The organism is Pectobacterium aroidearum, assembly GCF_015689195.1.
In the GTDB taxonomy this organism is placed as follows: domain Bacteria; phylum Pseudomonadota; class Gammaproteobacteria; order Enterobacterales; family Enterobacteriaceae; genus Pectobacterium; species Pectobacterium aroidearum.
The window spans coordinates 4820504-4835625 of the sequence record NZ_CP065044.1; the positions used below are offsets into that span (position 1 = coordinate 4820504).

General features: G+C 48.6%; 12 protein-coding genes. 6 read left to right on the top strand and 6 right to left on the bottom strand.

Annotated elements, in window-relative coordinates:
- Positions 1 to 54 precede the first annotated feature (54 nt).
- Positions 55 to 1590 (bottom strand): acetaldehyde dehydrogenase ExaC, encoded by a 1536-nt coding sequence (gene exaC, locus I2D83_RS21535; protein WP_180778794.1) that lies wholly within the window; start codon positions 1588 to 1590, stop codon positions 55 to 57.
- A 563-nt stretch (positions 1591 to 2153) separates the two neighbouring features.
- Here exaC and fdhD point away from each other — a divergent pair.
- The 3 genes from fdhD (at position 2154) to I2D83_RS21550 (ending at position 6072) form a co-directional block, all read left to right on the top strand.
- Positions 2154 to 2987, top strand: coding sequence for a formate dehydrogenase accessory sulfurtransferase FdhD (gene fdhD / locus I2D83_RS21540; RefSeq protein WP_015842245.1), 834 nt, complete (start codon positions 2154 to 2156; stop codon positions 2985 to 2987).
- A 236-nt stretch (positions 2988 to 3223) separates the two neighbouring features.
- Positions 3224 to 3850, top strand: coding sequence for a superoxide dismutase [Mn] (gene sodA, locus I2D83_RS21545; protein ID WP_015842246.1), 627 nt, complete (start codon positions 3224 to 3226; stop codon positions 3848 to 3850).
- A gap of 329 nt (positions 3851 to 4179) precedes the next feature.
- Positions 4180 to 6072, top strand: coding sequence for a methyl-accepting chemotaxis protein (locus tag I2D83_RS21550; protein WP_205947276.1), 1893 nt, complete (start codon positions 4180 to 4182; stop codon positions 6070 to 6072).
- Positions 6073 to 6189: 117 nt separating this feature from the next.
- Here I2D83_RS21550 and I2D83_RS21555 read toward each other — a convergent pair whose 3' ends face one another.
- The 5 genes from I2D83_RS21555 to I2D83_RS21575 form a co-directional block, all read right to left on the bottom strand.
- Positions 6190 to 6552, bottom strand: a complete 363-nt coding sequence (locus tag I2D83_RS21555) for a YibL family ribosome-associated protein (RefSeq protein ID WP_015842248.1) — start codon at positions 6550 to 6552, stop codon at positions 6190 to 6192.
- A gap of 91 nt (positions 6553 to 6643) precedes the next feature.
- The gene (locus tag I2D83_RS21560) at positions 6644 to 7210 is read right to left on the bottom strand and encodes an MltR family transcriptional regulator (RefSeq protein WP_015842249.1); all 567 of its coding nucleotides are present in this window, start codon (positions 7208 to 7210) and stop codon (positions 6644 to 6646) included.
- 107 nt (positions 7211 to 7317) lie between these two features.
- On the bottom strand, positions 7318 to 8466 hold the full coding sequence (locus I2D83_RS21565) for a mannitol-1-phosphate 5-dehydrogenase (RefSeq protein ID WP_205947277.1): 1149 nt from the start codon (positions 8464 to 8466) through the stop codon (positions 7318 to 7320).
- A gap of 61 nt (positions 8467 to 8527) precedes the next feature.
- Positions 8528 to 10435: a PTS mannitol transporter subunit IICBA gene (locus I2D83_RS21570; protein WP_015842251.1), complete on the bottom strand. Its 1908-nt coding sequence runs from the start codon at positions 10433 to 10435 to the stop codon at positions 8528 to 8530.
- A 521-nt stretch (positions 10436 to 10956) separates the two neighbouring features.
- Complete coding sequence (locus I2D83_RS21575) at positions 10957 to 11661, bottom strand: DUF3053 domain-containing protein (RefSeq protein WP_080516322.1); 705 nt, start codon at positions 11659 to 11661, stop codon at positions 10957 to 10959.
- Between the two features lie 415 nt (positions 11662 to 12076).
- Here I2D83_RS21575 and I2D83_RS21580 point away from each other — a divergent pair, with 415 nt between their 5' ends.
- From I2D83_RS21580 to I2D83_RS21590, 3 genes are read left to right on the top strand one after another with little or no spacing between them, the layout of a single operon-like run.
- The gene (locus I2D83_RS21580) at positions 12077 to 13453 is read left to right on the top strand and encodes a hypothetical protein (protein ID WP_205947278.1); all 1377 of its coding nucleotides are present in this window, start codon (positions 12077 to 12079) and stop codon (positions 13451 to 13453) included.
- 3 nt (positions 13454 to 13456) lie between these two features.
- Positions 13457 to 14191, top strand: coding sequence for an OmpA/MotB family protein (locus I2D83_RS21585; RefSeq protein ID WP_205947279.1), 735 nt, complete (start codon positions 13457 to 13459; stop codon positions 14189 to 14191).
- On the top strand, positions 14191 to 15066 hold the full coding sequence (locus tag I2D83_RS21590; RefSeq protein WP_205947280.1) for a hypothetical protein: 876 nt from the start codon (positions 14191 to 14193) through the stop codon (positions 15064 to 15066). The genes I2D83_RS21585 and I2D83_RS21590 overlap by 1 nt, the downstream gene beginning before the upstream one ends.
- The last annotated feature ends 56 nt before the right edge of the window (positions 15067 to 15122 follow it).

A 15122-nucleotide genomic window follows, 5' to 3' on the forward strand; every position in this document is an offset into this window, starting at 1 on the left:
CTATGTCTGCGCACCTACACAGGCAGGCGCGCAGGATTTGAAGGACGTATGCCGTTAGAACAGCCCCATCGGCTTATCAGAGTAACTCACCAGCAGGCACTTGGTTTGCTGGTAATGTTCCAGCATCATTTTATGGTTTTCACGCCCGATACCGGACTGTTTGTAACCCCCGAACGCCGCATGCGCCGGATAGGCGTGATAACAGTTGGTCCAGACGCGTCCGGCCTGAATACCACGCCCCATTCGGTAGGCGATGTTACCGTTACGGCTCCACACGCCAGCCCCCAGACCGTATTCCGTGTCGTTGGCTATCTCCAGTGCGTCATCCATCGTTTTGAAGGTCGTGACCGCCAATACCGGTCCAAAAATTTCCTCCTGGAAGACGCGCATGCTGTTTTTACCGAACAATATCGTCGGTTCCAGATAGTACCCCTCTGCCAGCCCACCAGGCATCGCCTTGCGCTGACCGCCCGTGAGCACCCGTGCGCCCTCTTTCTTACCAATATCAATGTAGTTAAGGATGGTGTCGAGCTGGCCTGCTGACACCTGTGCACCCATCATGGTGTTGCTGTCCAGCGGGTTGCCGATGCGGATAGCCTCAACGCGCTTGATTGCCCGTTCCATAAAGCGATCGTAGATCGATTCCTGCACCAGCGCGCGACTCGGGCAGGTGCAAACCTCTCCCTGATTGAAGGCAAACAGCGTGAAACCTTCGAGCACTTTGTCAAAGAAGCTGTCTTCTTTATCCATCACATCAGCAAAGAAGATGTTCGGCGATTTGCCGCCCAGTTCCAGCGTTACCGGCGTCACGTTCTGCGCCGCATAGCTCATGATCTGCTGGCCCACTTCAGTCGACCCGGTGAAAGCAACTTTCGCAACGCGTTTCGACGTCGCCAGGTATTCACCAATTTCACTTCCCGACCCGTTAACGACATTAATGACACCCGGCGGTAGCAGATCCTGAATCAGTTCCATCAAAATCAGCACCGACATCGGCGTCAGTTTGGCGGGTTTCAGCACAATACAGTTACCGGCGGCCAGCGCAGGCGCCATTTTCCAACAGGCCATCAGCAGCGGGAAATTCCAGGGAATGATTTGCCCGACAACGCCGAGAGGTTCATGAAAATGGTAGGCCACGGTATCGCCGTCAATTTCACTGATCGCCCCTTCCTGCGCCCGGATACAGGCCGCGAAATAGCGAAAGTGATCAATCGCCAGCGGCACATCCGCTCCGCTGGTTTCGCGTATCGGTTTGCCGTTATCCCAGGTTTCCACCTTCGCCAGAAGCTCAAGGTTTTGTTCCATTCGGTCGGCAATACGGTTCAGCACCAGTGCCCGATCCTGCACCGACAGGCCACCCCATTCCGCTTTCGCCTTGTGCGCGGCATCCAGCGCATGGTCAATATCTCGCGTTGACGAACTGGCTACTTCACACATCGGCTGACCCGTTACTGGCGTCAAATTGACAAAATACTGACCCGCATCAGGTGGAACCCAGGCTCCGCCGATAAAATTGTCATAGCGTTTTTTCAGGTTGAGAGAGCCGTATTCATCAGATGCGGCTCGGCCTTCAAAATTATCGTGCGCCATTTCAGTCTCCTTTTCATTTCCGGATGAGCGGCCTTGCCGCAGTGAAAAAAGAGGCAAACAGTAAGCAGTTAAATTAAGCCTATACGGGGTATGAGGTTAGCGACAGGATTCGGCCAGAGAAGAAGACAACTCTTCGAGTTGACGCACAGTTTCTTGCGAGAAAAAGTCGCATCCCTTCAGACGCGGTGAGGTATACCCTAAATAATTCGAGTTTCAGGACAAAACGTATTCGTTTTGAATAACGCGAAGCGTTAGCCCTTTAGGGCGATGCTCATCAATGAGCATCGTAACGCGGCAAGCGAAGGACAAATTCGTCGGGAACGAATTTGACCAGCCATTGGCTGGCCTTCGGTGAGAGACAGGATGTCTCTCATTTCATCCCGATGAGCTTACTTGAGTAAGTGATTCGGGTGATTGACAAATCTGCCAGAGGCAGGTTTGAACGCTGCTTGCAGCGGCCCCAACGGGGTGAGACACACGCTAGTGTGTCGAGTAACGCAGCCAACGCACATGCAACTTGAAGTATGACGGGTATAATACTTTTAATTTCCAAGGTTACTAACATGCAGGTATTTCAGGTGGAAGGGGTTCATTTACGCGCGGATACCGCCCTTGAAGGCGCAACGCAACATTCGGTCTATCATCCTGACTCGCTGCATCAGCCGCAGCCTGACTGGCTGGCAGAAGAGGTGCCCGTTGCCTTGGTCTACAACGGCATATCGCATGTCGTGATGATGGCATCGCCGAAAGAACTGGAACTGTTCGCCCTCGGGTTTTCCTTATCTGAAGGCATTATTCAATCACCGGCAGATATCTACGGGATTGATGTACTGCCCGCCTGTAACGGCATCGAAGTACAAATTGAGCTTTCCAGCCGACGCTTTGCCGGGCTAAAAGAACGACGCCGGGCAATGGATGGCCGCACAGGCTGTGGCGTATGTGGCGTGGAGCAGCTCGCGGAGATCGGCAAGCCGGTGTCCCCCCTGCCCTTCACGCAGACCTTTTCCCTCAGCAAACTTGAAAACGCACTGGTACGGCTGCGCGATGTGCAGAAGATCGGCCAGGTAACGGGTTGCACCCATGCCGCAAGTTGGGTTGCGCCAGACGGCACGCTGTGCGGGGGGAGCGAAGACGTCGGTCGCCATGTCGCGCTGGATAAACTGCTGGGTGCTCGAGCAAAACAAGAGTGGCAACAGGGCGCCGCGCTGGTCTCCAGCCGCGCCAGCTATGAAATGGTTCAGAAGTCCGCCATGTGCGGCGTGGAAATCCTGTTTGCTGTCTCGGCGGCAACGTCACTGGCGGTTGAGGTCGCCCAGCGCTGCAACCTGACGCTGGTCGGTTTTTGTCGGCCAGGACACGCGACGATCTACACGCATCCGCAGCGCCTAAGCGAGTAAACGACGCCGTCAGGGTTAGCGTGGTTTACAGGCGGTAGGGTATAGATTAATTTGTTTTTACATCATGCAATAATGACATAACCGTTTGTTATCATGAGGTAAAGCAATATGGTTCATGGCATCAGAACGAGAATAATCATTTTCAATATCATTTAATTAACTATAATGAACGTATTGCTTACGCGGTACTCATAGAACAGTGCCGTAACATTTTTTTTACCATGGAGATGCTAAACATGAGTTATTCACTGCCATCGCTGCCTTATGCTTATGACGCACTGGAACCGCATTTCGACAAAGAGACGATGGAAATTCACCATTCCAAACACCATCAGGCTTACGTCAATAATGCTAATGCCGCGCTGGAATCTCTGCCTGAGTTGGCTAAATTGTCTGTTGAAGAACTGATCGCTCAACTGGATAAAGTCCCTGCTGAGAAAAAAGCAGCACTGCGTAACAACGCAGGTGGCCATGCTAACCACAGCCTGTTCTGGAAAGGCCTGAAAGTAGGCACGACGCTGACTGGCGACCTGAAAGCCGCCATCGAACGTGATTTCGGCAGCGTTGATGCATTTAAAGAGAAATTTGAGCAAGCAGCCGCAACCCGTTTTGGTTCTGGTTGGGCCTGGCTGGTGCTGAAAGACGACGGCAAACTGGCTGTTGTCTCTACTGCAAACCAAGACAGCCCGCTGATGGGTGAAGCAATTTCTGGTACTTCTGGCTACCCAATCGTCGGTCTGGACGTATGGGAACACGCTTACTACCTGAAATTCCAAAACCGTCGCCCAGATTACGCGAAAGCATTCTGGAACGTGGTGAACTGGGACGAAGCAGCAGCTCGTTTCGCCAGCGCGAAAAAATAAAACCGTTGGATGCCTGATCTCATCAGGCGCCTTCTGCGTTTGAATAGAAACTGGAATAACAGTCTGTTATTCCAGTTTTTTTATATCCGTCATACTTCAAACCGCATGCACGTTGGCAATATTTGGTTCATCATTGTCCCTTGCCCGACAGGCCGCCGCTGACTGGCGCGTAAAGTTCCAGAGTAAAGTGCCGATATCTACTGCGGGTTTTTATCATGTTGTTTTGCAAAAATAGGCTTGGCAAGCGGTAATCCGAGATGCTAGCACCGCTAATCAAGTGTGCATCAGGATAGTGAATTTGACTCAATAAGATATAGTGGTGGGATGTGATGGCTATGAATTTTGACAATCTAAAAGTCGGTAAAAAATTAGGATTAGGCTTTTTCCTGATTCTGCTGATGACCATGGTGATTGCCGGTGCGGGCATTATGCATATTAGCTCGCTGAAAGACAGTATTGATAAAGTTAATTTAAGCAACAATATCAATGATGAAATTAACCAGGCTAAATATTACCGCGCATTATACGGCACCACTTATAACCCAGATGATATAAAAAGGAACATTGAGCATATTGCCAGCGTCAGTAAACTCGCTGAAAAAGCAAAAGAATTTCACTGGCCTGAAAGCGACGCCAAGAAAATAGCCAGCATCCCCACATTAATTACCAGCTATCAGGAAAAACAAAATAATTATATTAATGCCGTGAGCAAAAAGGATGCCGTAAGAAAAAGCTGGAATATTTCAACCACGGAAAAACCCCTACAAGATCTTAACGATCAATTAAAGACAGACAACAACAGTACGAACCTGCAATTATTACTTTCCGACCTGAACCAAAAACTGATTGCCGTCCGCTACCACGTTCGTGGTTTATTACTTTCTACCAATAAAGAATCCGAAGAAAAACTGACGGATGCCATCAACACGGCACAAACGTCATTGACCTTCCTGTATCAGAGTCTGTCTGCCGAACAGCGTGAAACGCTGGCACCGGTTATGACGATCATGAACAACTATGAAGAGCAGGTTCTGGCCTATATGCCAGCCTATCAGGAGGAAATGGCGCAGGCGGGGCAAATGCAGGCTGTCGCCGAACAGCTGAACATCGTGGTGAAATCCCTGCTTAGCGATCAGTTGGCGGCGTCACAGGCTGATATTCACAATGCCACGCTGCAAATGAGCATCGCGGCGCTGATTACGCTGCTGCTTGGTCTGCTGATTTCCTGGTTCATTTCACGCCAGATCACCACACCGTTGGGCAACACATTGAACATGGCTGAAAAAATCGCGACAGGCGACCTCACCATGTCCATCAACACGACGCGTAAGGATGAGCTGGGTCAGTTGATGAGTGCAATGTCGAAAATGAACGACAACCTGCACAATATGATCGACGACATTCGCGTCGGCGTCAGCCAGATTTCTAATGCCTCCAGCGAGATCGTCGCAGGCAATACGGATCTGTCATCACGCACCGAGCAACAGGCTGCCGCCGTTGAACAAACCGCCGCCAGCATGGAGCAGCTCACCGCGACAGTTAAGCAAAACGCGGATAACGCACACCACGCCAACAAACTGGCAATTAGCGCTTCCCAAACGGCCAAACAGGGTGGCGAGCAGGTGAATAACGTGGTGCAAACCATGACCGCGATTGAAAATAGCTCTAAACGTATCGCGGAAATCACGTCCGTCATTAACAGCATCGCCTTCCAGACCAACATTCTGGCATTGAACGCCGCGGTGGAAGCCGCTCGCGCCGGTGAACAGGGCCGTGGCTTTGCCGTGGTTGCCAGCGAAGTCCGCAATCTGGCGCAGCGCAGTTCTCAAGCCGCGAAGGAAATCGAAGGCTTGATCTCTGAATCAGTTAATCAGGTATCGCACGGTGCAACGCTGGTCGGCAATGCTGGCAAAACGATGAACGATATCGTCACCTCGATCACACAGGTGCATGACATCATGGGTGAAATTGCCACCGCATCGGATGAGCAAAGCCGGGGTATCAGTCAGGTTAGCCAGGCGATTGTGGAGATGGACAGCACCACGCAGCAGAACGCCGCGCTGGTTGAACAATCTTCTGCTGCCGCCGACTCGCTGGAAGAACAGGCACGACTGCTGAAGCAGGCGGTTTCCGTCTTCCGTCTGGCCAACACGCAGCACGATGAGACGCCTGCCAGTATCGCATTTACCAACCCAACGCATCGTCTGCACGCACCGCGCTAATATCCAAACAGCGACGTACCAGAAACAACAAAGCCCCTGTTAAACAGGGGCTTCATCAACGAATCCATTACGCTAACGCGCCCATCATCAGCTTCTGTCGGCGCAGAGAAACAAACCTCAGAACGGTTTCGGCGCGTAGCCCGTCATCTCTGTTAAGCCCATCTCGCGCCCCAGTGCGGTCATCGGGTGCACCACCACCAAACCGCGAACGCTTTTCTTCAACGTCCCCATATCAGCCTGCTCTTTTTTAGTAATCGCACGGCTGAAAGGCAGCTTCGCCAGTTTCTGCGCTTCTTTGCTGAGTTTCTGTTCTCTCACGTTACGCAGGCGCTCAATTTCGACCGTTAGCTTCTCACGCGCTTCCATATTGAGGGCGATAGCTTCGGCATCACCTTGTGCCAGCAGCGTGGCCTGCTTACGCGTCAGCTTATCCAATTGGTCGCTAAGGCGTTTAATCTCTGCTTTTTCCTGCTCTTTCATAAAAGATAACCTGTATAACGGGAGAATAATGCGGAGCACAGCATACACTATACTCTTGGCTGACGCAGTGACGTGATACCGAGGAATAGGGTTAAAACGCCTTTTTCAGGCTAATTTGCGCAATCAGTGTAGTTAGAGATAACACCAGCGTGGAACGCACCATCTGCTGATAGCGCTGCTGTTGCATGTTCACCAGAAGCGGATCGGCAGCGTCAGCTCCCTGCGGCAACGCTGGCTCTGCGGGCAGTGCCGTAACGCAATGCAGTTCGCCGATGGGCCCCAGAATTTCATCGTCGGTAAAACGGTAATGCCGATCGTCATGCGCCAGCTCTTCACCCAGCGCCATTAACAGCTCTGCATCTTCGTACTCTTTACGACTGATCATCCCCAGACCATAAATCAGCTTCAGGCGCACGGACAGGTCACCCAGCGGGCCCGTTCCCGTCATTAAGGGTTCAACGGCATATTTCACCGCATAGTCGTCTTTACGGAATACCTGCAACATCAGGATACTGACCGCTTCAGCCAGCAATTCAACGGCACAAAGCATAAAATCGCGCACGGTCTTCCCTGAGTTCAGCGCTTCCAGAACCCGGTTTTCAAACGCCTGTGTTTCTTCCATCGTCACTTCTCGACCCTTTAAACCCGCACACAGCATACCCCATCTCGGTAGCATGCTTACCGGCAGGTGTGGCGACATCCCATCCCCGACGTCGCCTATACCTTTTACACCGTGTCGAAAAGACCGGTGACGAGACGCGCCGATTACTGCATGGCGTTATACACATTCACTGCTTGCGCGACAACCTCGCTGTCAGCATCCAGACCAGAAATCTGCGCCAGCGCCGCTTGTGGCCCCTGAGCACGGAGTAACTCCGCCAGTTCCAGCGCCTGCGGATCCTGCTCGCTGCGATAATGCATCGCGGCGGCAATGCCGGTAATCAGGTTGTCATGCGGCAAATGGTACTCCAATGTTCCCAGCAGCGGCTTGATCAGACGGTCGCCTGCGCTCAGTTTACGCAGCGGCTGACGGCCAACGCGTTCTACATCATCATGCAGATGAGGGTTTTCAAAGCGGCTGAGAATCTTATTGATATAAGCAGCATGTTTATCCGCATCAAAGCCGTAGCGCTTGATGAGCACTGCGCCACTCTCTTCCATTGCGCCTTTGACTACGGCTCTGACTTTTGTGTCAAGAATCGCATCGCGAATCGTTTGATGACGCGCCTGCTGACCGAGGTAGGCCGTAATCGCATGGCCGGTATTAAGCGTGAAGAGCTTACGTTCGACAAACGCCATCAGGTTATCGGTCAGTTCCATACCGGGAATCGCTGGCGGCTCACCGCAGAACTGGGTTTTATCGACAATCCATTCGCTGAAAGTTTCTACCGTCACCGCCAGCACATCATCACTGCCCGCTTCGGAAGGAGGAACGATGCGATCCACTGCGGAATCGACAAATCCCACGTGCTCGACCACCCATTCTTGATGGCCCTCCGGCAGCAGTTTCAACACATGCTGTTTTAACTGGCTGGTGCCGCGCACCATATTTTCACAGGCAATAATGTTCAACGGCCGGGTAGTGCCGTCGTTATGACGTTTAACCAGCCCCTGAGCGATAGTTCCGGCGATTTTTTCCAGAATCTGCGGCCCGACAGCAGTGGTCACCAGATCGGCCACGGCAATCAGCGCGACAGCATCCTGACTACCGCTGTGAACGGCACTCACGTTGCTAACGGTATCAAGGCGTGTGTTATCGCCCACAATCCGCACTGTATAGCTTTTACGGCTGTTCAGGGCATCCAACAACGGCTGATTGACGTCAGCGAATGTCAGTTCGACGTTGGCATCCGCCAACAACTTCCCAATAAATCCACGGCCAATATTACCCGCGCCAAAATGTAATGCTTTCATGAGACATAACCTTAAAGAGACATAAAAAGAGGCCGCCCGAAGGCGGCACTAGCCACATCAATTAGGCACTCTTTTTACCGGAGAGTAAGTCGAGTACTTCCTGAACATCCTGCGTGTGCGCCAGACGTTCAATGACAGCGTCATCATCCAGTGCGTTGGTCAGGCTGGTGATGACCTGAATGTGTTCGTTGTTACGGGCAGCGATACCGATAACCAGACGTGCAACCTCATCTTCTTCATCGCCAAAGCGAACCCCTTCAGGGTATTGGCAGAAAACCACGCCCGTTTTCAGTACGCGATCTTTCGCTTCAATCGTACCGTGCGGTACCGCGATCGATTCGCCCAGATAAGTAGAGGTCAGCTTTTCGCGCTCCAGCATCGCTTCAACATACTCAGGTTCGACGTAGCCGCCTTTCACCAGTTGCTCACCAGCGAAACGGATTGCCTGCTCTTTGTGTGTCGCGTGCTGATTCAGGAACACATTACCCGCCCCCAGTTGGAACAGGTTCGTCTGCGTATCGGCTACAGCCGGCGCAGGCGTCGCGACGGTTTCAGGCTTAGCGGCACCCTGCGCAGCCACCAGACGCGCTGCCAGGTCGCTATACAGGCCGCTATCAAGGAAGTTGGTCAGTGAAATATGCTGTGCCTGCGGCGCATGACGCATCGCACGCTCGGTCAGGTCGCGGTGCGTAATCACCAGATCGACATCGTCCGGCAGACTATTGATCGCGCTATTGGTCACCGAAATGTTGGTCAGCCCGGCATCCTGCACTTTCTTGCGCAGCACGCCAGCACCCATCGCACTGGAACCCATACCGGCGTCACAGGCTACGATGATTTTACGCACGGTGCTCATATCGCCGCTGACGCCAGCGCTCGCCGCCGTACCTTTCGCAGAGGCTTTCATTTCCTGTACGCGGCGCGTTGCGTCGCTCAGGTCTTCTTCTTTTTGCTTAGTGCTTTTCAGCAGAATCGCCGACACGATGAAGGACACCGCGAAGGCCGCCGCAATGGCCGCAAGGTTAGCGAAGTAAGCACCTTTTGGCGTCATTGCCAGCACTGCCAGAATGGAGCCCGGAGACGCAGGAGAAACCAAACCGCCGCCCAGCACGCTCAGCGTAAACACGCCGGTCATCCCGCCCAGAATCACCGCGATAATCAGACGCGGATTCATCAGGACATAAGGGAAGTAGATTTCGTGAATCCCGCCCAGGAAGTGGATAATCGCTGCCCCCGGCGCTGACTCTTTCGCGTTACCACGACCGAAGAACATATAAGCCATCAGCACGCCCATACCTGGGCCTGGGTTCGCTTCGATCAGGAAGAAAATAGATTTGCCCGTTTCCGTCGCCTGCTGAATGCCCAGCGGTGAGAAAATACCGTGGTTAATAGCGTTATTCAGGAACAGAATTTTCGCGGGTTCAACAAAGATGGACGTAAACGGCAGCAGGTTGTTCTGTACCATCAGGTTAACGCCGGAAGCCAGCACCTGAGAGAACACTTCAACCAGTGGACCGATTGCCAAAAATGCCAGAATTGCCAACAACATACCGATAATACCGGCAGAGAAGTTGTTGACCAGCATTTCAAAGCCGCTCTTGATTTTACCGTCGACCACGCGGTCAAAACGTTTGATCGCCCAGCCGCCCAATGGGCCGACGATCATCGCGCCGAGGAACATCGGGATGTCGGTCCCGACGATCACACCCATCGTCGTAATTGCACCAACCACGCCACCACGCTCGCCGAATACCAGGCGTCCGCCGGTATAACCAATCAGCAATGGCAGCAAATACGTAATCATCGGGCCGACGAGCTTCGCCAACGTTTCATTGGGAATCCAGCCGGTAGGAATAAACAGAGCGGTAATAATACCCCAGGCGATAAAAGCGCCAATATTGGGCATGACCATATTGCTGAGGAAGCGACCAAAGTTTTGCACTTTGATCTTAATATCTGGTGAAAGCATAAAAACACACCCCTATTGAAACGCGCTGACAATAAGAGCGCGTGGTAATTATCGTGAGACGGCGTGGCAATATGTGTTAGTTGCAGCGATGGTTAGCAACAACGACCGACAGTCTTATTTTTTACCGAGCTATCAGCGGTGACCAAAACCTCGGCTGTTATAGACATATCGGTTACAAAAACACCGATTGCTTCCGTCAGTATTACTGTATGCAGCGCGGACTCTAACACGCTGTTTTCATACCGCAACTCCATGGCGGGAACGTGACAAAAATCACACAACCACCCTACATCAACGATACAAATAGGTGATTTACTTCACAAAAAACCGTTAAAAATGAAAAACTAAACCAAATTTCAGATAAACACAGCCCCTTATATGTGATACGCATCACATTTTAGTGAGCTGTATTTGTTTTATTTATGTGATGTTAGTCACAATTTATTTTTACCCTCTCGCCAGCCCATAGTCCTCTTATCCAGAATGTCTCTCTGTCACCGCGCATCGCTAAAACGACACGGTTAGGGATAATTCACGCCATTTACCCCTCTGAGCGCATTTATTAAATTCTGCTGTTGCATCGGTAACGCCGCCACCATGCCGTTATATTGCGCTACCTGCTGCGGCGTACGGAATTGCACAGACGCACCATTGAACACAGCCTGATCGCCCTGAGCCTGAAGGAAATCGCCGATTTGAGTCAGGCTCTGTGCGAAGGCAATGGCATTCGGAATGGCGGGTAACAGCGCGTTGGTTGGCTGTATTACCGTGCGTGCATACAACCGCTCATAGGGTATCTGCACCTCTTCAGGCTGCTTGAGCGTCCGATGAGCATTGTCTGCCTGCACTTTCGCCGCCTGCACATGCTGACTCAGCAGGTTCATTGCCCCGATAGATTGCCGCAGGCCATCACGCTGTGTCAGATAGTCTTTAGGGACACGAATACGGGAAATTTGCCCCAGCATCGGCGTCAGACTGCCGGATACGGCTTGATTAAACTGCTGAGAAAAGGTGGTTAAAATCGCATAATCGTTGGCAAAATTGCCAAAACTCTTCTTCTGCTCTTCCGTCAATACTGGCAGCGTCCCATCCTGCTGCGACTGTGCGCTTTGCAGGAATGCAATGAATGCCTTCCGCTGCTCCGCTTCGCTGTCACCACAGGCAGCCAACTGTAATGCCGCCAGAATAACCAGAACTGGCAGCAGCCAGCGTGAACGGTACATCATCAGCCTTCTCATTCCCTACTCCTGTTATGCTTACTGCCCCGCCCGCCGTGCCTTCTTCAGACAGAAACACGCTGACGTTGGATTTTCCATGACAAGATTTTCTACGACATAAGCATAGTCGAATCAGGCTGGCTGTGCAGAAAAAGGCCAGGACTGGCGTTCAAGAGAAATAAAAACCAGTATGGTTATTGTTTAATCGAACACATATTATTAAAATTGCGTTTCATCTCGCATTTTTCATCCGAATAATAAAAATCGCCAAAATATGAGGTTACTCGACAATATGAAAGAATAGATTGCAAAATGAAACTATTAACAAGGTAACGAATATACAATTTACTACCTTAAATAAATAAAAAGTGACTCTTTTAGCACGATAGCTTTATTTTTAATAAACGGACAATTTGACTACTCTATGCTTAGTATATTACCCCTTGACACATGGTTTTTTATTGCTGTAATCCTTGCCTACTTCATTTATAGCAACTGGAATTTTACCGAGAAGAAAGCCCATGAGTCACCAGGGATCCTCATTACTATAGGAATATTGGCAACCTTCCTTGGGATTGCGTTAGGCTTGGCATCATTCGATATGAATGATGTGGAAAATAGCTTACCTACGCTGATTAATGGCATCAAAACTGCATTTTGGGCCTCTTTTGTAGGTGTTGCTTGCGCATTGATTATAAAATGGCGCTATGCGTTTCGTGGTGTAAGGACAAAAAACAATCAACCGATACCCACTGATTCAACAATTGACGATATTGTTCAACACCTACAGTTTTCTACAGAATCGATTAAACTATTACACTCTACTACAGAGAAAAATAGTATTTCTCTGCTAGCAGAGCTACAAAAAATGAGCAGTAGTCAAAGTACTCAACTGACCAATATACATAATGCATTTACTGAGTTTGCAAAAAATCAAACTGAAAACAACTCAAAAGCATTAATTGAAGCGTTAAAAGAAGTTATTCATGATTTTAATGAGAAAATTGGTGAGCAATTTGGCGATAACTTCAAACAGTTAAATGAAGCTGTCGGTAAAATAAATGGATGGCAACAACAATACAGTCTGCAAATGCGAGAGATGATTGAGCAACAAACTCAAACAACTACGAATATGCAGCAAGCGGCCCAATCCTTTACCGAAATAATGACACAATCCGAATCGTTTACTCAAGTTGCAAGAGATATTCATCAAACGATTGGTACAGCCTCCAGTTTAGAAAAAGGTATAGAAGAAAATCTAAAACAATTAGCAGAATTAATTGAATCATCAAAAACAGGCATCCCCGAAATAGAAAAAGGAATCATGGCTATTATAGAGGATGTGAGAAACGGAGCTACAGCCTCTGCCACAGTCATTGGAGATAGTATTTATACTGTAACGCAAACATTGGAATCCTCAGCAGCAGACTTTAGCAACCAGATGATAGGTAGCTCGAAAGCTATGTCCGATGCGATAAAAAATCAAAATCAGGAAATGCAAAAATCTGTTCAGCAAACAGGAAAAGAGCTACAAGAACAAATAGTACGTCTTTCTCAAGATCTCACTAAATATATGCAGCGACACAATGAAGATGTTACGAATAATATTGTCGAGCTGAGTAAGAAAACGGAACAACAAGTTCAAACATTAGATGCAGCCTTAGCTGCTGCGCTGAAAAAATCTCTCGATAGCCTCGGGCAACAATTAGGAGCGCTGTCCTCTAAATTTGTACAAGATTACGATCCTCTAACAGAAAAACTAAGAGATGTCGTACGTCTATCAGAGAATTTAAGGGGATAACAGATGAGTAACCCATTACTGGCTCGCCCAAAAGCAGATAAAGAGGATTTTTGGATTAGCCTGAGTGATTTAATGACCTCCCTGATGATGATATTTTTACTTATCTCCGTTGTCTATATGATAAAAGTACAGGAGATGGTTAAAATCCCATCAGTATATAAGAATACCCTACAAGGGCTCGGCCAAGCCTTACAGCATGAATTCAAGGACGATCTAAAACGTTGGCACGCGACAATCGACGAAGATCTAACAGTGCGGTTTCAAGAGCCAAATATTTTATTTACGACCAGTTCCTCTGAGCTAAAACCGGAATTTAAAAGTATCTTAGATGAATTTATTCCTCGCTACCTTAGTATTATGACTGATAAAAAATATATCAATAATATTGAGGAAATACGCATTGAGGGACATACATCAACGATGTGGCGAACTGGTGTAAGTGAAAATGATGCTTATTTCCATAACATGGAACTGTCTCAGTCAAGAACTCGGACAACTCTGTCATATATTATGAATATGCCCGCTGTTTCAGGTTCTAAAAGTACCTTAAGTTGGTTTAAAAATCACGTTCGCGCCATTGGGTTTTCTTCAGCAAAGCCCATTGATAAAGAAGGGAAAACGATCACATCCCCAGAGCAGGTTGAAGATAGTGCGCGTTCTCAACGAGTAGAATTTCGTGTCAGGACGAATGTTGAACGCCAGGTAGCCAATATTGTAGAAAAAGGGAGTAAAATATAATGGATTCGTTTCTCGTCTCTCAACTTCCCGATTTTCTTGAATCGCCAATTTTCAATAAGCTACGCAAGGAAATGAAAGCGGAGATTATCCCACCAATTGCTAATATAAAAATGGACGCACTTGTTCTTGATAAAATACTTTCAACAACAGGAAAAGACATTGATATATTAGAAATAGAAATTAATAGTGACAACACTATTAATTATAAAGATAAACGCGTTATTCTTCATATAAGAGATGTTGCATCTTATGGTGGGAGTATGAGTTTGCCAAAATATCACTTGGCAAACTGTAAAACATTACAAAGAATGTGGGAAAATAATAAAAGTGGAAGATACGTTGCAGCCACCCGCAGTGACGGTATTTTTACAATAAAATCACAGAATACTGAAAAAACAGAGTGGATCACTAGAGAGGAAAGTTTAGATGTATGTAAATTTTGTCTCGAAACATTAAATTGGAAAAACTACTCTAGAAAATATCAGGATAGAGAAAATATTTTTTCTACTTTTGATCTAAGAGAATTTTTTAGCGTTTATCCAAATTCAGCAACGACGTACAATGTCGAGCATAATGACGTTACTGCTCCGATTAATGATTACTCCAAAGATTTCCAGATAATATCAAAACAATATCGAGAGTCAGTTAATTGGCAATGTGCAATTTGCAAAATAATTCTTGAACGTAAAGATTTAAATAAATTTTTACATGTCCACCACCGCGATGGACAAAAAAATAATAATAACAAAAACAATTTACAAGCACTTTGCATTGAATGTCATTCAAATCAAGACAATCACGGCCATATGAAAAATAGTCCCCAACTAACATCATTCATTCAAATAAAAGGTGAAATGGCCTTCGCTGCAAGCTAAACGATCTTTCCCCGAGCCCGTTTCCAACCCGGGGAAAGATTACGTAACGCTATCGT

Bases quoted from the DNA above. Each gene is read 5' to 3' on its own strand.
- I2D83_RS21565 (WP_205947277.1), bottom strand. From the start codon at position 8,466: ATGAAAGCATTACATTTTGGCGCGGGTAATATTGGCCGTGGATTTATT.
- exaC (WP_180778794.1), bottom strand. From the start codon at position 1,590: ATGGCGCACGATAATTTTGAAGGCCGAGCCGCATCTGATGAATACGGC.
- I2D83_RS21585 (WP_205947279.1), top strand. From the start codon at position 13,457: ATGAGTAACCCATTACTGGCTCGCCCAAAAGCAGATAAAGAGGATTTT.
- I2D83_RS21570 (WP_015842251.1), bottom strand. From the start codon at position 10,435: ATGCTTTCACCAGATATTAAGATCAAAGTGCAAAACTTTGGTCGCTTC.
- I2D83_RS21580 (WP_205947278.1), top strand. From the start codon at position 12,077: ATGCTTAGTATATTACCCCTTGACACATGGTTTTTTATTGCTGTAATC.
- I2D83_RS21590 (WP_205947280.1), top strand. From the start codon at position 14,191: ATGGATTCGTTTCTCGTCTCTCAACTTCCCGATTTTCTTGAATCGCCA.
- sodA (WP_015842246.1), top strand. From the start codon at position 3,224: ATGAGTTATTCACTGCCATCGCTGCCTTATGCTTATGACGCACTGGAA.
- I2D83_RS21575 (WP_080516322.1), bottom strand. From the start codon at position 11,661: ATGATGTACCGTTCACGCTGGCTGCTGCCAGTTCTGGTTATTCTGGCG.
- I2D83_RS21560 (WP_015842249.1), bottom strand. From the start codon at position 7,210: ATGCTGTGTGCGGGTTTAAAGGGTCGAGAAGTGACGATGGAAGAAACA.
- I2D83_RS21555 (WP_015842248.1), bottom strand. From the start codon at position 6,552: ATGAAAGAGCAGGAAAAAGCAGAGATTAAACGCCTTAGCGACCAATTG.
- I2D83_RS21550 (WP_205947276.1), top strand. From the start codon at position 4,180: ATGGCTATGAATTTTGACAATCTAAAAGTCGGTAAAAAATTAGGATTA.
- fdhD (WP_015842245.1), top strand. From the start codon at position 2,154: ATGCAGGTATTTCAGGTGGAAGGGGTTCATTTACGCGCGGATACCGCC.